This is a genomic window from Rhodoferax sp. OV413, assembly GCF_900104385.1.
GTDB lineage: Bacteria > Pseudomonadota > Gammaproteobacteria > Burkholderiales > Burkholderiaceae_C > Rhodoferax_B.
Map to the genome: position 1 here is coordinate 20,232 of NZ_FNJA01000010.1, position 23,472 is coordinate 43,703.

Annotated in this window: 20 protein-coding genes; 8 read left to right on the plus strand and 12 right to left on the minus strand. The window is 65.9% G+C overall.

What is annotated here, in order from left to right; genetic code table 11:
• Nucleotides 1-122: 122 nt before the first annotated feature.
• Entirely contained in the window at nucleotides 123-491 is a 369-nt protein-coding gene (locus tag BLT66_RS24500; protein ID WP_092762239.1) for a phosphomannose isomerase type II C-terminal cupin domain, read from the minus strand.
• A gap of 281 nt (nucleotides 492-772) precedes the next feature.
• Here BLT66_RS24500 and BLT66_RS24505 point away from each other — a divergent pair, with 281 nt between their 5' ends.
• Nucleotides 773-1,141: a BON domain-containing protein gene (locus BLT66_RS24505; RefSeq protein WP_176955160.1), complete on the plus strand. Its 369-nt coding sequence runs from the start codon at nucleotides 773-775 to the stop codon at nucleotides 1,139-1,141.
• A 21-nt stretch (nucleotides 1,142-1,162) separates the two neighbouring features.
• On the opposite strand, the gene BLT66_RS24510 is transcribed toward BLT66_RS24505, so the two are convergent.
• Entirely contained in the window at nucleotides 1,163-1,894 is a 732-nt protein-coding gene (locus tag BLT66_RS24510; protein WP_092762243.1) for a response regulator, read from the minus strand.
• A 66-nt stretch (nucleotides 1,895-1,960) separates the two neighbouring features.
• Here BLT66_RS24510 and BLT66_RS24515 point away from each other — a divergent pair, with 66 nt between their 5' ends.
• The 3 genes from BLT66_RS24515 (at nucleotide 1,961) to BLT66_RS24525 (ending at nucleotide 5,077) form a co-directional block, all read left to right on the plus strand.
• A complete protein-coding gene (locus BLT66_RS24515) occupies nucleotides 1,961-4,039 on the plus strand; it encodes a sensor histidine kinase (RefSeq protein ID WP_092762245.1) in 2,079 nt (692 codons plus the stop codon).
• 155 nt (nucleotides 4,040-4,194) lie between these two features.
• Complete coding sequence (locus tag BLT66_RS24520) at nucleotides 4,195-4,647, plus strand: hypothetical protein (protein WP_092762247.1); 453 nt, start codon at nucleotides 4,195-4,197, stop codon at nucleotides 4,645-4,647.
• Nucleotides 4,648-4,675: 28 nt separating this feature from the next.
• A complete protein-coding gene (locus BLT66_RS24525; RefSeq protein ID WP_092762249.1) occupies nucleotides 4,676-5,077 on the plus strand; it encodes a hypothetical protein in 402 nt (133 codons plus the stop codon).
• A gap of 86 nt (nucleotides 5,078-5,163) precedes the next feature.
• Here BLT66_RS24525 and BLT66_RS24530 read toward each other — a convergent pair whose 3' ends face one another.
• From BLT66_RS24530 to BLT66_RS24545, 4 genes are all read right to left on the minus strand, one after another.
• On the minus strand, nucleotides 5,164-6,381 hold the full coding sequence (locus tag BLT66_RS24530; RefSeq protein WP_092762251.1) for a M20 aminoacylase family protein: 1,218 nt from the start codon (nucleotides 6,379-6,381) through the stop codon (nucleotides 5,164-5,166).
• Between the two features lie 61 nt (nucleotides 6,382-6,442).
• Complete coding sequence (locus BLT66_RS24535; RefSeq protein WP_092762253.1) at nucleotides 6,443-9,307, minus strand: C1 family peptidase; 2,865 nt, start codon at nucleotides 9,305-9,307, stop codon at nucleotides 6,443-6,445.
• Nucleotides 9,308-9,405: 98 nt separating this feature from the next.
• Nucleotides 9,406-10,671 (minus strand): c-type cytochrome, encoded by a 1,266-nt coding sequence (locus BLT66_RS24540; RefSeq protein ID WP_092762255.1) that lies wholly within the window; start codon nucleotides 10,669-10,671, stop codon nucleotides 9,406-9,408.
• The gene (locus BLT66_RS24545; protein ID WP_092762398.1) at nucleotides 10,668-11,375 is read right to left on the minus strand and encodes a c-type cytochrome; all 708 of its coding nucleotides are present in this window, start codon (nucleotides 11,373-11,375) and stop codon (nucleotides 10,668-10,670) included. Before BLT66_RS24545 ends, BLT66_RS24540 begins: the two co-directional genes overlap by 4 nt.
• Before the next feature lie 110 nt (nucleotides 11,376-11,485).
• Between BLT66_RS24545 and BLT66_RS24550 the strand changes: the two genes are divergently transcribed.
• Both BLT66_RS24550 and BLT66_RS24555 read left to right on the plus strand, forming a co-directional pair.
• Complete coding sequence (locus tag BLT66_RS24550) at nucleotides 11,486-12,916, plus strand: aminotransferase-like domain-containing protein (RefSeq protein WP_092762257.1); 1,431 nt, start codon at nucleotides 11,486-11,488, stop codon at nucleotides 12,914-12,916.
• 134 nt (nucleotides 12,917-13,050) lie between these two features.
• Nucleotides 13,051-13,476 (plus strand): hypothetical protein, encoded by a 426-nt coding sequence (locus tag BLT66_RS24555; protein ID WP_092762259.1) that lies wholly within the window; start codon nucleotides 13,051-13,053, stop codon nucleotides 13,474-13,476.
• A 42-nt stretch (nucleotides 13,477-13,518) separates the two neighbouring features.
• Here the strand turns inward: BLT66_RS24555 and phbB are convergent, their stop codons facing one another.
• The 6 genes from phbB to BLT66_RS24590 form a co-directional block, all read right to left on the minus strand.
• On the minus strand, nucleotides 13,519-14,256 hold the full coding sequence (gene phbB / locus BLT66_RS24560; protein WP_092762261.1) for an acetoacetyl-CoA reductase: 738 nt from the start codon (nucleotides 14,254-14,256) through the stop codon (nucleotides 13,519-13,521).
• A 182-nt stretch (nucleotides 14,257-14,438) separates the two neighbouring features.
• Nucleotides 14,439-15,617, minus strand: coding sequence for an acetyl-CoA C-acetyltransferase (locus BLT66_RS24565; RefSeq protein WP_092762263.1), 1,179 nt, complete (start codon nucleotides 15,615-15,617; stop codon nucleotides 14,439-14,441).
• 106 nt (nucleotides 15,618-15,723) lie between these two features.
• Entirely contained in the window at nucleotides 15,724-17,442 is a 1,719-nt protein-coding gene (phaC, locus tag BLT66_RS24570) for a class I poly(R)-hydroxyalkanoic acid synthase (RefSeq protein WP_092762265.1), read from the minus strand.
• 292 nt (nucleotides 17,443-17,734) lie between these two features.
• On the minus strand, nucleotides 17,735-18,523 hold the full coding sequence (pgeF, locus tag BLT66_RS24580) for a peptidoglycan editing factor PgeF (protein ID WP_092762269.1): 789 nt from the start codon (nucleotides 18,521-18,523) through the stop codon (nucleotides 17,735-17,737).
• A 2-nt stretch (nucleotides 18,524-18,525) separates the two neighbouring features.
• Nucleotides 18,526-19,023 (minus strand): flavin reductase family protein, encoded by a 498-nt coding sequence (locus tag BLT66_RS24585; protein ID WP_092762271.1) that lies wholly within the window; start codon nucleotides 19,021-19,023, stop codon nucleotides 18,526-18,528.
• Nucleotides 19,020-19,934, minus strand: a complete 915-nt coding sequence (locus BLT66_RS24590; protein WP_092762273.1) for an aldo/keto reductase — start codon at nucleotides 19,932-19,934, stop codon at nucleotides 19,020-19,022. The genes BLT66_RS24585 and BLT66_RS24590 overlap by 4 nt, the downstream gene beginning before the upstream one ends.
• Nucleotides 19,935-20,211: 277 nt before the next feature.
• On the opposite strand from BLT66_RS24590, the gene BLT66_RS24595 reads away from it, so the two are divergent.
• Both BLT66_RS24595 and BLT66_RS24600 read left to right on the plus strand, forming a co-directional pair.
• The gene (locus tag BLT66_RS24595; protein ID WP_092762275.1) at nucleotides 20,212-21,954 is read left to right on the plus strand and encodes an ABC transporter permease; all 1,743 of its coding nucleotides are present in this window, start codon (nucleotides 20,212-20,214) and stop codon (nucleotides 21,952-21,954) included.
• Nucleotides 21,955-21,962: 8 nt separating this feature from the next.
• A complete protein-coding gene (locus tag BLT66_RS24600) occupies nucleotides 21,963-23,306 on the plus strand; it encodes an ABC transporter ATP-binding protein (RefSeq protein ID WP_092762401.1) in 1,344 nt (447 codons plus the stop codon).
• Nucleotides 23,307-23,472: the final 166 nt, after the last annotated feature.

The following is a 23,472-nucleotide window of genomic DNA, read 5'->3' on the forward strand; positions in this document are numbered from 1 at the left end:
GGGCCAGCGCAGCGAGGCCCCTTCCAGAGATACCGTGGAACCGGCTCCGCCGGGCCACTGGTATCGCCCCCTGCAAGGGGGTTGGCGGCCACACGCAGTGGGCAAGCCTGGGGGGTGTGCAATCACTCTCTGCCGTAATCGTCCTGCAGGCGCACGATATCGTCTTCGCCGAGGTAGCTGCCGTACTGCACTTCCATGATTTCCACCGGCGAGCTGGTCTTGTTGGCCAGGCGGTGCACTTCGCCGATGGCTATGTCCACATGCTGGCCGGGTTGCAGTTCGACCACCTTGTCACCCACGGTGACGATGGCGGTGCCGATCACCACCACCCAGTGCTCGGCGCGCTGGTGGTGCTTCTGCAGGCTCAGCTGCTGGCCGGGGTGCACCCCAATGCGTTTGACCTTGTGGCCCGGCGCCTCGTGCATGTTTTCATACCAGCCCCAGGGGCGTTCGGTGCGTTCGATGGAGACGGTGCGGGTACTGGTGTTCATGGTGTGCAGGTTCCTGGAAAAGAGGGGGCGCGAGGCGCGACAAATGATAACCCGCAGGCTGCTTGCCCGTCTGGGCCACGCTGCGGAAATTTGAAACAAAAATCCTTGCAGCGCACAAACCACCTGCGCTAGCAGCTACTATATTAATAGCAAAATCAGCGCGAAGTTACCCACAGGTTACAGATGTCATAGAGCCGGCTTGGGCCGTCATACCGGTGCACCGCGGCGGCGCGAAGATCACTCCATCGCGCCACATGGGCGCATCCCACAAGGAGCTTTTTATGACACCCCGCATTTCCCGTATCGCCGCTGGCGCCCTGCTCGCTCTTGCCGCCGGCCCTTTCCTGATGTCCTCCAGCGTGGCCGCCACGGACGCAGCCAGCATCGTGGCCAGCGCCGCCCCCACCAGTACCGCGCCCTCCAATGACAAGGCGCTGGCCGCGGCTGTGGCCGACGCACTGGGCAAGTCGCTGGGCGACAGCACGGTGAAGAATGTGAAAGTACTGGCCGACGACGGCGCCATCACCCTCAGCGGCTGGATCAATTCCCCGATCCAGGAGTCGCAGGCACGCAAGATCGCCAGCAATGTGCCCGGTACCACCAAGGTCCACAGCCGTCTGCGCATGTGGTCGACCAGCACCTCCGATTAAGCGGACGGCTGGCCGATGCGCTCAGTACAGGGTCTCGACCTCGCTGGCCAGCAAGTAGCCGGCGCCGCGCTCGGTCAGGATCAGCGCCGGGTTGGCCGAATCCACCTCGACCTTCAGCCGCAGGCGGCGGATCTGCACATCAATGGTGCGGTCGTAAACCTCGGCTTCGTGCAGCCGCGACATCGACAGCAGCTGGTCGCGCGACAGCACCCGGCGCGGCGCCCGGCACATCGCGCCCAGCAGGCTGAACTCGCCGTTCGACAGCTCTACCGATTCGCCGGTCGGCGACACCAGGCGGCGGGTCCGCAGGTTCAGCTCCCAGCCCGAAAAGCGGAACGCACGCCGGCTGTTGTCGCGCTCAGGCAGCGTGGCCTGCACCTGGTAGCGGCGCAGCACGGCGCGCACCCGGGCCAGCAGCTCGCGCGGGCTGAACGGTTTGGTCACATAGTCGTCGGCGCCCAGCTCCAGGCCCATCACCCGGTCGGCCTCTTCGTTGCGGCCGGTCAGGAAGATGATGGGCACGGCAGCCCGCTCGCGCAGGGTACGCGCCAGCTGCATGCCGTCTTCGCCGGGCAGCTTCAGGTCCAGCAGCACCAGGTCGATGGCCTCGCGGTCGACCAGCTCGAACAGCTCGCGGCCCGAGCCGCCGGCGCTGACCCGCAGGTCGTTATTGCCCAGGTATTCGACCACCAGCTCACGGATACTGGGGTCGTCGTCGATCACTAGAATGTGCGGGGCGGTGGTAGTGTTCATGGATTCGTACGCTAGCTAAGTCGCAAAGTATCGGCGATAGCCAACGGCACACGCAACAGGGGAAGTATGCAAGGCATTTTGCGCAAGCGCTGGGCTACCGTGCCGCGGCTGTGGGCGGTCGGTCTGGGCCTGGGTCTGTCCCTGGTGGTGACCGCCGTGGTGGCCCTCTGGCATCTGCGCGGCGAAACCATAGACAGCCAGGCACGCGAACTCAGCCTGCTGTCACTAGCGCTGACCGACGAGATCCACCGCGAGCTGCGCGGTATGAACGCCGGCCTGCACGCCATGCAGGTCGAGCTGGAAGAAGGCAGCCTGCCGACTACCGGCACCGCCGCAGAGCGCGCGCTGCGCACCCGCACCGAACTAATGTCCATGGTCGATTCGCTGTCGCTGGTCGACCGCAGCGGCCGGCTGCTGGCCGCATCCGTCCCGACCGCCATGCCCGACCTGGCCTCGTTCGCCCCCGGGCTCAACCAGCTGGACGAAGACGCGGTGGCCGTCAGCCGGCCCTTCGCCGACCCGCGCAGCCACGCCATGCTGGTGACCATGGCCGTGCCCTTCACCCGGCCGCTGGATAGTTCGGGCGGCTGGATCTTTGCCACCATGCCAGCTGAAGCGCTGCTGGGCGCGTTCTCGGTAGCCTCGCCCGCGGCAGACGCCCGCATGGCCGTGTTCCGGCGCGATGGTGTATTGCTGGTCGGCGGCGTGGTCAACAAGGCCCGCTGGGACGAAGCCACCATCGCCAAACGCCTGGCCACCCAGCGCAGCACCGAACTGCGCCAATTGCCCGACGGCACAGAACGCCTGGTGGCCTTGCACAGCCTGGAGCGCTACGGCCTGGAAGTGGTGCTGACCCGCGACCTCGACGTGATGCTGGTGTCCTGGCGCGAAGCCGCCCAGCTCACCGCTGTAGGCCTGGTGCTGCTGCTGGCAGTATTGGCTGCCTCGGTACACCTGGTGCACGGTGCCAACCAGCGCCGCGCCACCGCCCAGGCGGCCCTGCAAACCCAGCTGTCGCGCGCCAACAAGCTGGAATCGCTGGGCGAGCTGGCCGGCGGCGTGGCGCATGATTTCAACAACGTGCTGGCGGCCATCGTCGGCTTTGGCGAAATGGCGCAGGACGCGGCCGCCCCCGGCAGCGCCCAGGCCCGGCACCTCGACAAGGTGCTGCAGGCCGCGCTGCGCGGCAAGGCGCTGGTGGAGCGGATTCTGTCGTTCGGCCGGGGCGGCGGCTGCGCGTCCACGGTGTTCGAACTGGAGCCCATCGTGGCAGAAGTGCTGACCCTGCTGGCCGCCACTCTGCGCCCCGGCATCGTGCTGGAGCGCGGACTGGAAGCCCATGGCGCGCTGCTGCGCGGCGACCCGACCCAGGCCTTCGAGGCGGTGATGAACCTGTGTACCAATGCCATGCAGGCCATGCCGCAGGGCGGCATGGTCGGCGTGCAGCTGGTGCGCGAACAAGTGCCGGCGCTGCGGGTGCTGTCACACACCCAGTTGCTGCCCGGCCCCTACCTGGTGCTGAGCGTCACCGACCGCGGCACCGGCATCACGCCCGAGGTGATGGAACGGTTGTTCGAGCCCTTCTTCACCACCCGCAGTGCGCATGCGGGCACCGGCCTGGGCCTGGCCGTGGTGCACGGCGTGGTGGCCGAATTCGGCGGCGCCATCGATGTACAGAGCAAGCCCGGCCAGGGCGCGCGCTTCACCCTGTATTTCCCGGAATGCACCGATGCGCTGGATGCGGCCAAGGCTGGCGCCGCACTGGCCTCCGCCGGTGGCGGCCAGACCCTGCTGGTGGTCGACGACGAGCCCACCCTGGTGGCCCTGGCCGAAGAAATGTTCACCGGCATGGGCTACCAGCCGGTCGGCTACACCGACCCGGTCGCCGCGCTGCAGGCGCTGCGCGACGAACCCCATCGTTTTGCCGCCGTGGTGACCGACGAGGTCATGCCCGGCATGACCGGCATCCAGCTGACCGAGGCGATCCGCAAGTTGTCGCCCACACTGCCGATCCTGATGGTCAGCGGCTACGGCGGCGCCTCGCTGGCCCAGCGAGCGGCCAGCGCCGGGGTCTCCAAACTGTTGACCAAGCCCATGCAGCGCGCCGACCTGGCGCGGGCCCTGGCGCTGCTGCTGCCTTCGTAATATTACAAATGCAACATAAGCTAGACGTCGCAGACATACTGTTGCGGCCGCGCAGGGTGCAAAATTGTTCTCGGCAGCGCGTGTATCCGCAGCTGCCCAGGAACAATAAAAGCCACCAGCGCCACGGGCGGGTGGCCATAACCAGGACGACAGCCATGCAACCCAACCGCCATGCTTTAGCAGCCGCATCCCCAGAACCGGGCGAACCCGTGTCGGACGACCGCATCGCCCAACTGGTGGGCCAGGTGTATGCGGCCGGCCCGGCGGCCGAACAAAGCCGCCTGCTCGAGCATTTGTTGCGCCCGCTGGGTGTGCTGTCGCTGGTCGCGGTGGCCAACGGCATCTTTGCGCAGTTCCGTCTGCGCAGCGGCTGGCAGGATTTGCAGGTGCGCATGGAAGACGCGCAGAGCGTGAGCCCGAGCGACGTGGTAGCTTTGGTCCACCATGTGCAGCAGGTACAGGTAGAGGCCGTCGATGGCCTGGTGAAGATTCTCAGCAACTCGCCGGTGATGGCGGGTTCGGCGGCGACTGCGCTGCTGGTGACGGTGCTGGTCAAACGCGCGCGCAACCGCCGCGCCAATGACAGCAGCGACTCGATTGCAGCCTAAACCGAACCGCAGACAGGCCCATCCGCACATGTCCCAGACGCTCAACACGCCCACCGCTTTGCCCACCCCCACCGCGCAAGATGTACCTGCCGCCGAAGCCCGTTTGTCGATCCACGCTACGGCCAACCCTGCGGGCAACGGCAAGTACCTGACCCATACCTTGCAATGGCTGCGCGGCCTGTACCCCGCGGGTGAAACCGCCCGTCCCGGGCCCAATGCCGTGCTGCGGCTGGAGATCGACGACCTGCAAGGCCGCCGGGTTTTCAGCCAGGACGCGGCCGGACCGCTGGTGGAGCTGAGCCTGCCCGAAGGCACCTACAACGTGACTGCGATACACGGCCATGTCTGCCGCGGCTACACCCTGACCCTGGAGCCTGGCAAGTCGTTCGACCTGTACCTGTGCCCATCGTTGAAGTCAGGCTGCCGCTGATACACACCAGCGGATATTCAAGAAAAATCCGGCTCTAGCGCATATTTCACCAGCGCCAGCAGCTACTATTTTGATAGTAAATCGACTCAAGCCAAGGGCATGAACTGCTCGGCCAGGCTGGCATGCATGGCAGCGCCCAGTGGCAGGATGGCGTCGTTGAAGTCGTAGCGGCTGTTGTGCAGCGCGCAGCTGCCCGGGCCGTTCTCGGTGCCCTGCCCTATGCGCATGTAGGCGCCGGGCTTGACCTGCAGCATGAACGAGAAATCCTCCGAACCCATGCTCGGGTCCAGATCGCGCACCACCTGGGATGCACCGACGATGGACTCGGCCACCCGCATGGTGAACAAGGCCTCGGTGCTGGAATTGATAGTTGGCGGGTACAGGCGCTCGTACTTCACCGAGGCCGTGGCGCCAAAGCCCAGGGCCACCGCGCTGCACAGCTCGGTGATGCGCCGCTCGATCAGATCCTGCACCGAAGGGTTGAAGGTGCGCACCGTGCCAACCAAGGTGGCCTTGCTGGGCACCACGCTCATCGCGCCCAGGTCGCCGGTCTGCACCGCACAGATGCTGACCACGCCGCTGTCGATCGCGCGGATGTTGCGCGACACCACGCTTTGCAGCGCCGTGATGGTATGGGCCGCAACCAGCACCGGGTCGATGTTTTGGTAGGGGTGGGCTCCATGGCCGCCACGGCCGGTGATCTCAATGGTCACGCGATCGGACGCGGCCATCATCGCACCCGAATTCAGCGCAATCGTTCCCGGTCGCATATGCGGCCAGTTGTGCATGGCGAACACCGCCTGCACCGGGAAGCGATCGAACAGGCCGTCGTCGATCATGGCCTTGGCGCCCGCGTAGCCTTCTTCGCCGGGTTGGAAGATCAGCGCCACCGTTCCGTCGAAGTTGCGGGTCTCTGCCAGGTAGCGCGCCGCGCCGACCAGCATGGCGGTGTGGCCGTCATGGCCGCAGCCGTGCATCAGCCCGCCCTTGGCCGACTTCCAGGCGAAGTCGTTCATCTCGGTCATGGGCAGGGCATCCATGTCGGCGCGCAGGCCAACCATCTTGCCACTGTGGTTGCTGCGCCCGCGGATGATGCCCACCACCCCGGTCTTGCCGATGTTGGTGTGCACCTCGTCCACGCCGCAGAGCTCCAGCGACTGGGCCACCCGGGCGGCGGTGTACACCTCTTCGTAGCCCAGCTCGGGGTGGGCATGCAGGTCGCGGCGCAAGGCCGTCAATTCAGGGTGGAACTTGGCGATGTGCGCAAACGCGCGGCCGTTGGCTTGGAGAGTGGGAGCATTCATCACGCCACTGTACTTGCTCTGCAAAAACCTGGGTGCCGGACAGGATGCCGTCTACCCGGTTCTAAAAGCCGCGCAAATCGTCCACCACCTGGACCAGCGGGCCGCGCAGGATCAAGCCCAGGGTCTGGGTCATCACCGCCAAGTCGTTGTCAAATCCGCCGTGGCTGGCCTTGATCTGGCGGTCGGGCAGCGCGGTAAGCACCGTGTCCTGGTCCAGCAGCTGCAGGCGCCCTGTGTCCAGGCCGGCCTTGGCCACGGCGCGGCGCCAGTCCTTCAGCGCATCGCCAGTGCTGGAGCCGCCGTCCCAGCCGTCGTAGCGCTCGTTGTAGACATTGGCCATGCCCAGAATGGGCGTGCGCAAATCCACCTCCAGCGCGTTCGACACAAAGTACAGCAGCGACTTGCGGTAAACGGCCGCCACGGTATCGTTGCGCTCCACCCGGTCGGACAGCACCTGCAGGTGCAGGCGGGCCATCACCTCGGGGTCCATCGCATAGTGCTTGTTGGCAAAGGCCACGGTACAGGCCGGCGCATACAGGTGGATGGAGGTGACGGCGGCCGTCGGCACGCCGCGCCGCGCCAGCGTGCTGAGCAGGTGGCCCAAAATGATAGAACCCGCCGAGTGGCCCACCAGATGGATCTCCAGCTTGCTGCCCCAGGTGGCCATGAGCTTTTCCAGTGCCTTGATCAGCAGCTCGCCACCGCGCCCGGAGTTAAAGGCCAGCTCGGCGTTTTCCTTCATCTCGCTCCAGATCGGCCGGGCCAGCGGCCGGCCTATGGTTTTCTCGATCGCCAAGTCGGTCTTGTCGGCAATCCATTCGGCCACCCCGCCGGCCAGCGCCGGCTGCTTGTGGAAGGCGTCGCTGATGATGCCGCGCAGCGACTCCATCAGGCCGGTCTTCCAGACCAGGAACAGCGGGTAACAGTCGTTGCCCTCGAAATGCCGGCCCATGGCCCGGGCGCGCTGGATCGCGTCGTTCTCGCTGTTCAGGCCGCCGTGGGCGTAGATCACCAGGCGCTTGACGGCACCGCTGGCCGGGCCGCGGAACCACTGGTCGGGCAGGTCGCAGACCTGGTGACCCAGGGTGCGGCTGAGTTCGTCTTCGGTCAGATAGCGCTTGACGCGGCCGTCGTTGCCCAGCACCACGCTGTGCTGGTAGGCCTGGTCTTCGCTCCACCACAGGCCGGTATTTGCACCGCCGGCCACCGCCTGGGCTTGCGAAGCCACCACGCTGACGCGGCCCACCACCACCCCGGGCACGCCCATGGCCACCACCCAGGCGTCCATGCCGTTGGCAAGCCAGTCGGCATAGCTGAGCACGGCAAAGCCGCCCACGCCGAAGCCGTTGCCCCAGGAGTTCTGCAGCACAAAGCCCTGGGTGTTGAAGCCCACCAGCGCAAACGCATGGCCATCGGTTTCCGACGGCCGGCCGTCGAACGGGATCAGCGGAATCTGGGCATGGCCGGCCGGCGCCTTCTTCTGCCGGGGCAGCTGGTGCCAGCCCTCGTGGGTGAAGGCCGACACATACACCGCGCCCACCGCCTGGATCGCCGCCTGCAGGTCGGTGATGCATTTCAGGTCGATCCGGTAGTACACGCCCAGAGTGTGGTTGGTGGCGTTGCGCGCATAGCCGTAACGCGGCTGGGGCTGGCTGTAGGGCCAGTCATCGTCCAGGCAGACGCCATGGTTAAACCAGCCCTTGAGCGCTCCCCTGCAGCTGGAGCCGCTATAGTTTTCGCCGTCGTACTCGTCGTAGCGGCGGGCAAAGTTGTACAGCATGCGCGGACTAACCGACGCCATCTTGGCCGGCCCGCCGGCCTTGTACCAGCGCAGGTAGTTGACCACGCAGGCCAGGCCAAAGCCGGTGCACGCGCCCTCGCTGCCCTGGTCCAGGATCAGCCCGGCCTGGGTGTAGGCGGGCAGGAACTCCTGGATGTCGGCGTCCGACGGAAACGCATCCGCCAGGCCCAGCGGCGGCGGCTGGTAGTGCCGGTCGTTCAGGTCGGTCGGGTCTTTGCGCACCGTCAGCTGGCGCTCTACCGGTGCGGCTTTTGCGGTTGCCTTCTTCGCAGCGGCTTTGCCCTTGCCTTTGGTTGCGCCCACCCGCGGAGCCACTGCCTCGGCTGGCCACACGCCGTCGGCCAGGCGGAACACATCGCGGAAGCGGTCCAGCCCGTGCGATCCGCCGTTGACCAGCTTGCGCGCAGCCGCATAGCCGCCGCTGGCCAGGGCCTCGCGCATGGCGTCCTTGCGGTCGGCCAGGAAGGTGGCCAGCAGCAGGGCCGCCACCTCGGGCGCGTTGGCCAGGTCGGCATTGCCGGCCAGGTCGATCTCCAGCAGCTTGCCGTAGGTTTCGTAATTGAAGCGGCCGGTCAGCTGCACAAAGCCGCGGCCCTTGAAACGCGCGCCGTCGCCGGGTTTGCTATTGCCCAGGCTCTTGCGGCCGTCGTACAGGCCGAACGGCGGGCCGCCGGGGGCGGTATTGAACTGCGACTGGAATTCGGAGATCGGCAAAAAGCCTTCGGTCTCGGCGCGGATGCTGCCCAGGGCGGCGCAAATCATCGGCCGATCCGTCAGGCCCAGCGCACCCAGCGCGGCCGCCACATAGGGCAGGTAGCGCGCGATATTCGCCGGCTTGGTGGCGGGGAACAGCTTGCGCACCGTGTCCACGCTCAGCAGCACATCCATGGCCGGCTCGGCAAGCAGGCCTAGCAGCTGCTGGCAGTATGGCCCGACCACCCCGTCGGCCACCAGGCCCACGCCCGACTGCCAGCGCCGCGCCGCGGCCTCTACATCGGCATCCAGCTGGTCCCCCTGGGCCAGGTTCGGAAAGGCCTGGGCATCGGCCCCCAGTTTCGCCACCAGCGCTTTGCGCAGCCGCTGAACCTCTGGGCCTTGCGAGCCCCGAACCAGAAGAATGCCCATGGTGTGCTCCTCGTGATTTTTCCCGACGAGCATGGATTGTGGACAATTCAAGCCAAAAGTACATCATTCATTTGAGGTATGCGCTTTTTTTCATCCTTTTAGTTGGCGCGCAATCGGTTGATATCCAGTTCGGTCACCGCGCCCGCCTGGTTGCCCCAGGCGCTGCGGATATGCGTGAGCACCGCGGCGATATCGCTGTCGTTCAGCACCAGCACATAGGGCGGCATGCCGAAGGGCCGCGGGTTGCCGGCCGTGGCCGGCGCGTAGCCGCCGTTGAGCACGGTCTGCACCAGGTTCGCGGTGTTGGCCATGGTGACCGCGCGGTTGCCGGCCAGCGCCGGATACGCACCGGCCACGCCCTGGCCCTGGGCGCCGTGGCATTGCACGCAATGCTTTTCATACAGCTGGGCACCGCGCTCAGCCACCCGGGCAGGCGTCGGAGGCAGGTCGCGCGCCGGCACTTTGGCTTCGGACTGGGGCAAGGCCTGCAGATAGGTGGCGGCGGCGGCCAGGTCCGCCGGCGACCAATGCTGGGTGCTCTGGCGTACCACCTCGGCCATCGGGCCCAGCACCGTCGCCCCCGGTGCCACGCCGGTTTGCAGCAGGCGCACCACGTCGGCCCGCTGCCAGCCGGCGACTCCGGCTTCGTGCGGCGAGGTCAAGGCTGGCGCGTACCAGTTCTGCATCGGGATCAGGCCGCCCGCCAGGTCCAGCTGGTCGTCGCTGGCGCCCAGCGCGTTGCGCGCGGTATGGCAGGCGCCGCAGTGGCCGAGGCCGCGCACCAGGTAGGCGCCACGGTTCCATTCGGCCGACTGCTGCGGCTCTGGCTGCAGCACACCGGGCTGGAAGTACAGCGCGCGCCATACCGCCAACGCCGGCTGGGTGCTGAAAGGCCAGCGCAGTGCATGCGGCGTGGCGGCCTGGGCCGTGGCCGGCAGGCTGTGCAGATAGGCGTACAGCGCGTCCGAATCGGCGCGCGTGACCGCGGTGTAGCTGGTGTAGGGAAAGGCCGGGTACAGCAGGCGGCCGTCTTTAGAGCGGCCGTTGTGCAGCGCGCGCCAGAATTCGGCCGGCGACCAATTGCCGATGCCGGTCTGCGCATCGGGCGTGAGATTGCTGCTGTAGACCGTGCCAAACGGTGTATCGATGCCGCGCCCGCCCGCATACGGCGTGCCGCCGCGGGTGGTGTGGCAGGCCGCGCAGTTGCCGACGCGGGCCAAATAGGCGCCGCGCGCCAGCAGCTCGGGGGTGACTGCGATGGCAGGCACGGGCGCGGCCAGATCGGCCTCGTCGCGCAGGTTCAGATGCCAGACCAGGGCAGCCAAACCTAAGGCGACCAGCAAGGCGAAGGCGATCTTCTTCATGGCGCGCTACCGCAAGCGATGGCCTGGGCTCCCGGCTGCAGGGCCGGCAGCGCCGTGGCCGGGTGCGGGTTGGCGGGCAGCGGCTGGGCCGCCAGCCAGGCGGTGGCGGCAGACACGTCCTCGGGGCTCAGCTGGCGCGCCACGGTGGCCATGCAGTCGGGCGCGTGGGCGCGGCGTTGGCCGGTGCGCCAGGCGCCGAGCTGGGCGTTCAAATAATCGCGCGGCAGGCCCAGCAGGCCGGGGATATTCGGCGCCACGCCTGTCAGCGCCGCGCCATGGCACTGGGCGCAGGCCGGGATCTGCCGCGCCGCATCGCCCTGGGTCACCAGCTGCTGGCCGCGGCGCAGCACCTGGGCGGGTGCACTGCTCGGCTGGGGCGCGGGATACGACAGATCCAGCTGCGCAAAGTACTGGGCGATCTCCAGCAGATAGGCGTCGCTCAGCGGATCGACCATCTGCGTCATCAGCCCGTAGTGGCGCCGGTTGTCCCGAAAGTTCAGCAGCTGGTGGTACAGGTAGCCAGCCGGCTTGCCAGCGATGCGCGGGTAGTAGCCGTCGCTGGCGGCCCGGCCCTCCTTGCCATGGCAGGCGGTGCAGGCCAGGGTGCGCTGGGCAATGCTGTCTTCAAACACGGGCGGGGCCGCCTGGCTGGCAGCCGCGGCCAGCAGGAAGGGCAGAACAAGAGAGCGCAGAGTGGTTTTCACGATGGCCAAATCATGCCGGACTTGGGGCCATCTGGTAAGCAGCAGTTGGCATTTAAAAAACCATACCAGATGCCAAAAATGCAAAAATCTACGGCTCAGTTGGAGCACGCATGAAACGTTACGAACAGCTGGCCGAGCTGCTGGCGGCCGACATCCGCTCGGGCCAGCGTGCGCCCGGCAGCCGCCTGCCCTCCATCCGCACGCTGACGGCGCAGCACGGCATCAGCCCGTCCACCGCCTTCCAGGCTTATTACCGGCTGGAAGAAAAAGGCCTGGTGCGGGCGCGCCAGCGCTCGGGCTACTACGTGACCGGCGCCGTGGCGCTGCCCCCCATGGCGACAGCCCGTGCTGCGCCCGCCCCGGCGCGGGTGGCGGCCAAGGTGGACATCAGCGAACTGGTGTTTGCCGTGCTGGGTGCGGCCCAGCAACGCGACATCGCGCCGCTGGGCTCGGCCTTTCCGTCGCCCGAGCTGTTTCCGCTGCCGCGCCTGGCAAAGTCGCTGGCCGCCAGCGCGCGCCGCGCCCAGCCCTGGGAATCGGTGCAGCACCTGCCCCAGGGCAGCGCCAGCCTGCGCCAGCAGATTGCGCTGCGCTACCTGGGCATGGGCCTGGCCCAGCCGGCCGAAGAGCTGGTCGTGACCAGCGGCGCGCTGGAGGCGCTGAACCTGTGCCTGAGCGCCGTGGCCCAGCCCGGCGACCTGATCGCGGTGGAGTCGCCGGGCTTCTACGCCAGCCTGCAGGCGCTGGAACGGCTGAAGATGCGCGCGCTGGAAATCCCGGTACACCCGCAGCACGGCCTGGACCTGGACGCGCTGGAGCAGGCCTTGAAGCGCCACCCGGTCAAAGCCTGCTGGCTGATGACTACGTTCCAGAACCCCACCGGCGCCAGCCTGTCGGCGGCCAGCAAGGAGCGGCTGGTAGCCCTGCTGGCGAGTCGCCAGATCCCGCTGATCGAAGACGATGTGTACGGCGAGCTGTACTTCGGCAGCCAGGCGCCGCTGCCGGCCAAGGCTTTTGACCGCCAGGGCCTGGTAATGCACTGCAGCTCGTTCAGCAAGACCCTGGCACCCGGCTACCGCGTGGGCTGGGTGGCCCCCGGCCGCTTTGGCCCGGCCATTGAACGCCTGAAGCTGATGACCACCCTCAGCGCCAGCCAGCCGGCCCAGGCCGCCCTGGCCGACTACCTGCAGCACGGCGGCTACGACAAGCATCTGCGCCGGCTGCGCCACACCCTGGAATCGCAGCAGGCGCAGTTGCTGGCCGCGCTGGGCCGCTACTTCCCGGTCGACATCAAGGTGGTGCAGCCCAGCGGCGGCTATTTTCTGTGGGTCGAATTTGCGCCAGGCTTCGACACCCTGGCGCTGCACCAGCGGGCCCTGGCCCAGGGCATCAGCATCGCGCCGGGGCCGATGTTCTCGGCCCGCCAGGGCTGGCGCCACAGCATCCGGCTCAACTACGGCCACCCGTGGACCGAGCAGCTGGAAGCTGCCATGGCCACCCTGGGTCAGCTGGCCAAGGATTTATACAAAAATGGCCTGTAGCGCATATTCTGATTGCGCAGGCAGCTCTTAAAAATATAGCAAATCAACCGCAACGAAACTTGTGTGCGCAAGCGCACAGTCCGCGGCTGCTGCGCAGTGCATATTAAGAGCCTGTGTTACCCAAGGACTCCCGCATGCCATTCCACCCCTTCTTCCCACGCCGCGCCTTGCTGGCTGCCACCCTGGCCAGCCTGTGGGCAGCAGGTGCCCTGGCCGCCGACCCCGCACCCTCGGCTGCGGCCCAAGCCCAGTACCAGCGCGAGATGGCGGTGTGCAACAACGGCAGCTCGAACCAGAACGCCGCCACCTGCCGCATCGAAGCCGAACGCGCACTGGCCGAAGCCCGCCGCGGCGGCCTGACAGCCGCGCCCGGCCAGTACGACAAGAATGCTGTGCAGCGCTGCGAAGCCTTCCAGGGCGCGGACCGCATCGCCTGCGAAGCCCGCATGCGCGCACCCACCAGCGTGGAAGGCAGCGCGCAAAGCGGCGGCGTTTTGCGCGAGAGCGTGACCGTGGTGCCGGTGCCGGCCGTGCCTGCCACACCAGCATCCCAGCCATAAAAAAACCCGCCAAAGCGCGTTTTTACAGTAGCCCAGGGGCTATCAGCCCATGTGCAGACCGCCGTTGACCGAGAAGTCGGCACCGGTAGCGTAGCCACCTTCTTCCGACGCCAGCCAGGCGATGATGGAGGCGATTTCGCTGGGCTTGCCCAGGCGCTTGACCGGCACGGTAGCGACGATCTTGGCCAGCACGTCTTCACGGATGGCGTTCACCATGTCAGTGCCGATGTAGCCCGGGCTGACGGTGTTGACCGTCACGCCCTTGGTGGCCAGCTCTTGCGCCAGAGCCATGGAGAAACCATGCATGCCGGCCTTGGCAGCCGAGTAGTTGGTTTGTCCAGCCTGGCCTTTTTCGCCGTTGACCGACGAGATGTTGATGATGCGGCCCCAGCCTTTTTCCACCATGTCGGCCACCACTTGCTTGGTGACATTGAACATGCTGTTCAGGTTGGTTTCGATCACCGAATCCCAGTCTTCGCGCGACATCTTCAGGAACATGCGGTCCTTGGTGATGCCGGCGTTGTTCACCAGCACGTCGATGGTGCCGTGCTCGGCCTTGGTCTTGGTGAAGGCCTCGACGGTGGACTCCCACGCGCCGACATTGCCCACCGAGGCGTAGAAGGTGAAGCCCAGGGCCGCCTGTTCAGCGATCCACTTGGCGTGGTCGCGGGTCGGGCCGCAACCAGCGATGACCTTGAAACCATCCTGGTGCAGCCGCTGGCAAATGGCGGTCCCGATGCCACCCATGCCGCCGGTCACGTACGCTACTTTTTGTCCCATTTTTATCTCCTGAGTTATTGGTACACCCCCAGGCTACAGCGCAAGCGCTTTTCGCCCACCCCCTTGCAGGGGGCGCATCCAGTGGCCTGGCAAAGCCAGTTCCACGGATGCTCTGGGATCATTACGTTCTTGCTGATGCTAAGAGGTGAATAGTTTGCTTGTTAAAAAATACGCTAATAAAACTAGCGTTCGATGGTGAGTGCAACTCCCATGCCACCGCCGATGCACAGCGAGGCAATGCCCTTCTTGGCATCGCGGCGGGCCATTTCATGCAGCAAGGTCACCAGAATACGGCAGCCGGACGCGCCAATCGGGTGGCCGATGGCAATCGCACCGCCGTTGACGTTGACCTTGCTGGTGTCCCAACCCATTTCATTGTTCACGGCGCAGGCCTGGGCGGCAAAGGCTTCGTTGATTTCCAGCAGGTCCAGGTCCTGGGCTTTCCAGCCCGCGCGGGCCAGGGCCTTGGTCGACGCGGGCACCGGGCCCATGCCCATGTAGGCCGGATCCAGGCCGCTGGTGGCAAAGCTGGCGATGCGGCCCAGCGGGGTCAGGCCCAGGGCGGCGGCTTTCTTGGCCGTCATCACCATCACGGCGGCGGCGCCGTCGTTCAGGCCCGAGGCATTGCCGGCGGTCACGCCACCGGCCTTGTCGAACGCGGGGCGCAGGCCGGCCAGGGCCTCGGCGCTGGTCTTCTTGTTGATGAACTCATCGGCCGAGAAGACGATGGGGTCGCCCTTGCGCTGCGGAATGCTCAACGCGGCGATTTCGGCGACGAACTTGCCGGCTTCCTGCGCGGCAGCGGCCTTCTGCTGGCTGGCCAGGGCCAGTGCATCCTGGGCTTCGCGGCTGATGCCGTATTTCTTGGCCACGTTTTCGGCGGTGATGCCCATGTGGTACTGGTTGTACACGTCCCACAGGCCGTCGACGATCATGGTGTCGGTCATCTTCCAATCGCCCATGCGCTGGCCGTCACGGCTGCCCAGCAGCACGTGGGGCGAGGCGCTCATGTTTTCCTGGCCACCGGCGATCACGATCTCGCTGTCGCCATAGGCCACGGCCTGGGCTGCCAGCATCACCGACTTGAGGCCGGAGCCGCAGACTGCGTTGATGGTCAGGCCGGGCGTGCCTTGCTGCAGGCCGCTTTTCAGCACGGCCTGGCGGGCCGGATTCTGGCCGGCGCCGGCGGCCAGCACCTGGCCCATGATGACTTCACCGATCTGCTCGGCGCTCAGGCCGCTGCGCGACAGCACCTCTTTGATGACGTGGGCACCGAGTTCGGTGGCCGGGATTTTGGCGAGGCTGCCGCCAAATTTACCGACGGCGGTACGGGCTGCTGCAACGATGACGATGTCTTCCATTTTCTTGCTCCTGGGTGTTGGGTTTATTAGAACTCTTTGCGGTGCTCAGGCCGGTCTGCGGTGCAGTGTAGGGCCTGAAAACACAGGTTTTGTTACTCAATATTACTTACGAAGCCCGCGCCTTGACGTAGCGGCCGGGTGCGGGTTCGATGGCTTTGTACTTGCCGTGGCCGTAGCTGGTAGGTGCCGCCACCTGCTTGCCGCTATGGCCTTTGAGCCAGGTCGACCAGTCGGTCCACCAGCTGCCCGGGTGCTCGGTGGCGCTGGCCACCCAGTCGTCCACCGCGGCCGGGAACTTGGCGCTGTCGCTGGTCCAGTGGCTGCGCTTCTTCTTGGCCGGGGGGTTGATCACGCCAGCGATGTGGCCGGAGGCGCCCATCACAAAGCGCTTCTTGCCCGGCAGATGCTGGGTGGACGCGTAGGCGCCGCCAATCGGCACGATGTGGTCTTCGCGCGATCCGTAGATGTAGGCCGGCATGTCCAGATCGCGCAGGTCGACCTTTTCGCCGCAGACCACGGCCTTGCCGGGCTCGACCAGCTTGTTTTCGAGGTAGGTATTGCGCAGATACCAGCAATAGAACGGGCCGGGCAGGTTGGTGGAGTCGCTGTTCCAGTACAGCAGGTCGAACGGCGGAGGGGTTTCGCCCTTCAGATAGTTGCCCACCACGTAGTTCCACACCAGGTCGTTCGGCCGCAAGAAGCTGAAGGTGCTGGACAGATCGCCGCCCGGCAGCAGCCCGCCCTTGCCCAGCTGCTGCTCGCGGTACTTGACCATGGCTTCGTCGACGAAGATGTCGATGATGCCGGTATCGGCAAAGTCGAGCAGCGTGGTCAGCAGGGTCAGGCTGGCGACCGGCTTCTGGCCACGCGCCGCCAGCACCGCTACCGCCGTGCTGAGGATGGTGCCACCCACGCAAAAGCCCAGGGCATTAATGGTCTTGGCGCCCGTGATATCTTGGGTTACCGCTATGGCTTTAATAGCAGCGTCTTCGATGTAGTTGTCCCAGGTCTTGCTGCCCAGCGAGGCATCGGGGTTGCGCCAGCTGACCACGAAGGTGCGGTGCCCCTGCTCTACCGCGTAGCGGATCAGCGAGTTCTCGGGCTGCAGGTCGAGGATGTAGAACTTGTTGATGCAGGGCGGCACCAGCAGGAACGGGCGCTCGTAGACCTTGGCGGTCAGCGGCTTGTATTCGATCAGCTGGAACAGCTCGTTCTCGAACACCACCGCGCCCTCGGTAGTCGCCACATTGCGGCCCACCTCGAACAGGCTTTCGTCGGTCATCGACACATGGCCTTGCTGCATGTCGTGCATCAGGTTCTTCAGGCCCTTGGCAATGCTCTCGCCCTGGGTCTCCAGCGCGCGCTTTTGCGCCTCGGCGTTCATCGCCAGGAAGTTGCTGGGCGCCGATGCGGCCATCCACTGTTCGATGGCGAAGCGGATGCGCGAACGGGTCTTGTCGTCGGCCTCCACCGCGTCGGCCAGGCCCATCAGGGTGCGGCTGGTCAGCAGGTAGGCGGCAGCGGTGTAGGTGGTGAGCGGGTTCTCGGTCCAGGCCTCGGCGGAGAAGCGCCGGTCCTTGCGGATGGCGGCTGCGTCTACGCTCTGGTTCCACAGCGCGGCCGACTCCTGCAGGTACTGCTGCTGCAATTCCTGCAGCTTGGTGGGAGAAAAAGAGATTTTGGGCAATGCCGCCGGACTGGCAGTGGTGCCCAGATCCAGCCCCTGGATAGGCTTGATGGCCTGGGCCCAAGCCCGGGTCCAGCCGTCTCCCAGGGTTTGCTGGAATTGCTGGGCGGCTTGCGCCCAGTCTGATTCAGAATGCATAGTGGCTCCTCACAAAGCATGTTATCTAAGATAACAATACGGCTAAAAATCGCCCCCTACAGAGCACTATTTGATGTACATCGTTCCCATTGGCTGGATTTACGTGGCCCTCATGATGGCTGTCGCGGAAGCGACTAATAGTAACGGCACCGTGCTGGGTGGCGTTATGACGTTTGTACTCTATGGACTGGGTCCTGTGACACTGGTGGTTTACCTGATGGGCGCGCCCGCGCGGCGCCGCGCCATCAAGCGGCGCGAGGCCGCCGAGCATGCTGCGCAGCAGGCAGTCCAGCTAGCGGCCAAGCCAGATGCAGGCAGCCATGCGGCCGCAGACCCCGTCGCGCCGGTACGAAAAGAACCGTGACGGGTTGCTGACGGTGCACCAGTCTGGGCTGCCGTCGTTGCCATAAATGCCGCTCACACCCAGCGCCTGCAGCCGCAAACGCGCCAGGCCGGGCAGATCGGCCAGCCATTTGCCCGGGCCGTGCGGCACGAACAAGGCCGCCGCCTGCGGATGCTGGGCCATAAAGGCCGCCGGCACCTCGGGCCCCACCTCAAACTGCTGCGGGCCGATGCACGGACCCAGCCACGCTATTATTTCTGTAGCTTTTGGCGCAGATTCTGCCTGCGCCAGAGCCACTATTTCCTTGTAAGTCGTTTCCAGCACGCCCTGGCCGTCTGCGCCCAGCAGGCCGCGCCAGCCCGCATGGCTGGCGGCCACCACGCTGCCGCGCCGGTCGGTGAACAGCACCGGCAGGCAGTCGGCCACCATGGCGGTGCAGGCCAGACCCGGCTGGGTGCTGATGCTGGCATCGGCGACGATGGTCTCGGCACTCGGCGCCTCCAAGCGCGCGACCACCCGGCCATGCACCTGCTGCAAAAACACCGGCTGCGCCGCCAGCGCCTGAGCCAACACCTGGCGGTTGCTTTGCACGTCGGCCAGCACATCGCCCACATGGTCGCCCAGGTTCATGCTGTCATACGGTGCCACCGAATGGCCGCCGGCCCGGGTGGTGAACACCGCATGCACATGGGCGGGCGCCGGCCAATCTGGTAGCAACCAGTCAGTAGGTGTGTGCATGGTCAAAACGGCGAGCTGGCCGCAGCGCCGACCGTCAGCGTATCGACGGCGAACTGGCCGCGCTCGAACACCAGGCCCTTGCCGGCCCGGCTGCCGTACTGGTCGACCTGGCCGATCAGGATGTCGTGGTCGCCCGCGGTCACGGCCTGCTGCAGGGTGCAGTCAAACCAAGCCAGGGCATGGACCAGTTGCAGCCGCCCGCTCTTGCGCCGCGAAAACTTGGCCGCCGCAAAGCGCTCGGCCTGGGTACCGCGGGCAAAGGCCTGGGCCAGCTCCTTGTGTTCGCTGCCCAGCACGCTGACGGTATAGCCGCCGCCGCGCACAAAGGCCTCATGGCTGGTGGCGTTGTGCCGGATATTCCACAGCACCAGCGCCGGGTCCAGCGACACCGCGTTGAACGAGCTGCAGGTCATGCCGTAGTCCTGCCCGTTCCAGTGGGTGGTCACCAAGGTCACGCCGGTGGCAAAGCAGCCGAAGGCGTCGCGCAAATCACGGCTCATGGCACCTCCACACCAGCCGCCAGGCTGTACAGCTGGTACCAGGTCTCGCGGTCGATGCGGACCTTGAAGGCATCGCCCAGGGCCTGCACCCGGCCCAGGTCGTTGGTACCCAGCACCGGCACGATGCGCGCCGGGTGGGAGAGCAACCAGGCCACGGCCACCGCGTCCAGGCCCACGCCATACTGGCTGGCCAGGGCTTGCAGCACCGGGCGCACGCGCTGGGCCGCTGCGCCATCGCCAAACAGCGCGCCGCCGGCCAATGGCGACCAGGCCATGGGCGGCAACTGCTTGCGTTGCAGATAGGCCAACTGGCCATCGGTGAACGGCTGCTGCGCCAGCAGGCTGAGTTCGATCTGGTTGCTGGCCAGCGGGGTCTGCATGGCCGACTGCAGCAGCTCGCAGTCCCAGGGCTGGAAGTTGGACACGCCGACCGCGCGCACTTTGCCGGACTGCACCAGCTGGTCCAGGCAGGCGCCGGTTTCAGCCGGGTCCATGAACGGGTCGGGGCGGTGCAGCAACAGCAGGTCGATCACCTCCACGCCGAGCTTCTGCAGCGAGGCATCGACCGAGGCGCGGATGTGCGCAGCCGAAGTGTCGTAGTGCTTGACCTTGCGCTCCGGGTACTTGGACGAGGCCAGCATGATGCCGCACTTAGTGACGGTCTGCAGGCGCGCGGCCAGCGCCGGTTCGGCCTTCAGCGCTTCGCCAAACAAGGCCTCGCAAGCGTAATTGCCGTAGATGTCGGCATGGTCAAAGGTGGTAATGCCCTGGTCAAGACAGGCGTGGATCTTGCGCAGAGTGGCCGGCACCGAGGTGTCGGCACTCTCGGCCAAGCGCCAGACGCCATAGACCAGGCGGCTGATGTCGAGGCCCGAGGCCCCCAGGGAAATACGTGGCGTAGATGACGGCATTAACGACGGGCTCCGAGCCCAGGGGTGGATGGGGTGGATAGGGATAAGGCCAGAAGGCTGCTGCGCTAGTTTACTGAGAACCAGGCCCCCACCGCTGGTGGGGCGGTGCGTGCCCGGCACCAGGCCGCCTGCAGCCGCATCTTTATCAAAAATTTACACGCCACCCGCGCATCGATTCACCAAATTTACACCGACCGTCGCCAGAATGGCCGCCTTGCCAACGAGCGGGCCGACCCGCTTGCCCTCTGTTTAACTGTCAGCCCACTGCGTCCCATCGATGAAAAGCACCGCGCCCCAATTGAAGGTAGATACGCAGCGGCAAGGTTTCAGTTGGGTCGATGGCCTGGTACTGCTGAGCCTGTTCGGCCTGCTGTGGAGCGTGATGCACTTCGGCCGCGGCATGCTGGTGGCCTTTGATCCGGCCACGGTGCCGGAGCTGGACTTCTCCACCCGCCAGATCCCCTACTACGCCGGCCGCACCCTGCTACGCATGTGGATTGCCTTTGGCTTCTCGCTGTTCTTTGCCATCTCGCTAGGCTATCTGGCGGCCAAGAACAAAGCCGCGCGGGCGGTGATACTCCCGGCGCTGGACATTTTGCAGTCGGTGCCGGTGCTGGGCTTTTTGTCGGCCACCGTGGCCGGCTTCATGGCGCTGTTCCCCGGCAGCCTGCTGGGGGTGGAATGCGCGGCCATCTTCGCCATCTTTACCGGCCAGGTGTGGAACATGGCCTTCGGTTTCTACCACTCCATGGTCACCGTGCCTACCGACATGCAGGAGGCGGCGTCCACCTACGGCCTGGGCCGCTGGCAGCGCTTTCGCACGGTGGAGCTGCCAGCCTCGGCGCACAGCCTGATCTGGAACTCGATGATGTCCTTCGGCGGCGGCTGGTTCTTTGTGGCGCAGAGCGAAGCCATCAGCGTGATGAACCAGGACATCAAGCTGCCGGGCCTTGGCTCCTACATGGCGATGGCGATTGAAAGGGGCGACAACCAGGCGGCCCTGTGGGCCGTGGCCGCCATGCTGTTCCTGATCCTGGCCAGCGACCAGCTGGTATGGCGGCCTCTGCTGGTATGGGCCGACAAGTTCAAGATCGAGCTCACCGAATCCGGCCTGGCACCCACCTCCTGGGTCTACCAACTGCTGCGCGGCAGCTATGTGTTCACCTGGCTGGACCTGCGCGTCTGGCAGCCCCTGGCCGACGCCCTGGAGGCACGCCTGCGGCGCCAGCAGCCGGCACGCAAACGCCGGCGGACCGAGGCCGTGGGCTGGCCGCTGCGGATAGCGGGCATGGTGCTGGCCGCCTGGCTGGGCTACGAGGCCGTGCTCGGCGCGCTGGCCGCAATTGCGGCGCTGCATGGGGCACTGACCACCGGCACGTTTGCGCACATCGTCTGGCTGGGTTTTCTGACCCTGCTGCGGGTGCTGGCCATGACGGTGCTGGCCACCCTGGTGTGGACGCCGATTGGCGTGTGGATTGGCTTCCACCCCCGCGTGGCGCGTTATGCCCAGCCGCTGGCGCAGATCGGCGCATCGTTCCCGGTGAACATGACCTTCCCCATCGTGGTCGGCCTGTTTGTCGCCACCCACACGCCCATGAACTGGGGCAGCATCCTGCTGATCGCCATGGGCACGCAGTGGTACATCCTGTTCAACGTGATCGCCGGGGCCATGGCGATCCCGAACGAAATGAAGGAAGTGGCCCGCATCTACGGCCTGCGCCGCTGGAAGCTGTGGCGCACGCTGATCCTGCCGGCCATCTTTCCGTTCTGGGTCACCGGCGCCTGTACCGCGGCCGGCGGCGCCTGGAACGCCAGCATCGTCGCCGAGCTGGCCACATGGGGCAGCACCACCCTCAAGGCCGACGGCCTGGGCGCCTTTATTGCCGAAGTCACCAAAAGCGGTGACACGCCGCTCATCATCGCCAGCATCGGCGTGATGTCGCTCTTCGTCGTGGCCATGAACAAGCTGGTGTGGCGCCGGCTGTATGGATTTGCAGAACGCCGCTTCCGACTCGATTGATCTTTGATATGCACACCCCAAACACTTCCACCCGCACCAAGCCGCCGATTGCCGAGCTGCGCGGCGTCACCAAATCCTTCACCACCGCGGGCGGGCACGAACTCAAGGTGCTGGACCAGATCGACGTGGCCGTGCACGAAGGCGAGTTGCTGGCGTTGCTGGGCCAGTCGGGCTCGGGCAAATCCACCATCCTGCGCTGCCTGACAGGGCTGATCGAGCCCACGTCCGGCCGGGTGCTGCACAAGGGTGAAAGCCTGCACGGCATCAACGACGAAGCCTCGGTGGTGTTCCAGACCTTTGCGCTGTACCCCTGGCTGACGGTGGAGCAGAACGTGGCCGTGGGCTTGATGGCACACAACATCGGCCGGGCCGAGCGCGACGCCGCCGTCAACCGCGCCATCGAGCTGATCGGCCTGGGCAACTACCACGCGGCCTATCCGCGCGAGCTGTCGGGCGGCATGCGCCAGCGCGTAGGCATTGCGCGGGCTCTGGTGTCGCAGCCGCGCCTGCTGTGCCTGGACGAAGCCTTCAGCGCGCTCGACGTGCTGACCGCCGAAAACCTGCGCCAGGAACTGATCAGCCTGTGGCGCACGTCCGGCATGGGGCTGAGCTCGATTTTCATGGTCACGCACAACATCGAGGAAGCGGTGGAGATGGCGACCCGCATCGTGGTGCTGTTCCCGCGCCCGGGCCGACTCGGCCTGGTGCTGGACAACCCGCTGCCCTACCCGCGCGACACCAAGAGCCCCGAATTCCAACGCCTGGTGAGCCTGATCCACGAATGCATCACCACCACCACCTTGCCGGACATCCCCGCCGAGGTACCAGTGGCCGGCCAGCCGATTTCGCGTGCGCGCAGCCGCATGGAGTCGATACCGCTGGTGCCGGTGGGCCAGATCCTGGGCCTGCTGAGCATCTTGAACGACTCGCCAGAGCTATCCAATATCTACGACATTTCCGACGAGATCGGCAAGGAGTTTGGCGAAACGATTGCGCTGGTAAAGGCGGCAGAAATCCTGGAGCTGATCGACACGCCGAAAGACCAGGTGGTGTTCACCGAACTGGGGCGGCGCTTTGTGGCCGCCGAGCCCGCCGGCCGCCGCGCCATCTTTGCCGAACAGGTGTTCAAGCTGCGGCTGTTCCACATCATCCTTGCCCTGCTGCACGAGTATGAAGAAGTAGAAGCCGACCGCGTGGTCAAGGACATCGCCAGCGCCCTGCCTTACGACAACCCCGAGCGCATCTTCCAGACCATGATCGCCTGGGGCCGCTACGCGGGTTTGATGGATTTCAACGCCAAAACCCACAAGGTGTTCGTGCCCAAAAGTGAAGCCGAAGAAGAGGCACTGTAAGCGGCATCTTTCAGCCCCATTTGCTACATATTAAATAGCATCTTGCACAAGTAAGATATGCGCCAGAAGCCTTTTTCATACTGAAACCGCAATGCGGTAGACAAGGCGCGGTCCACCACGGGCCAGCCCAAGCTTTCACCTAGCTATCACCAACTGTCGGCGTTTT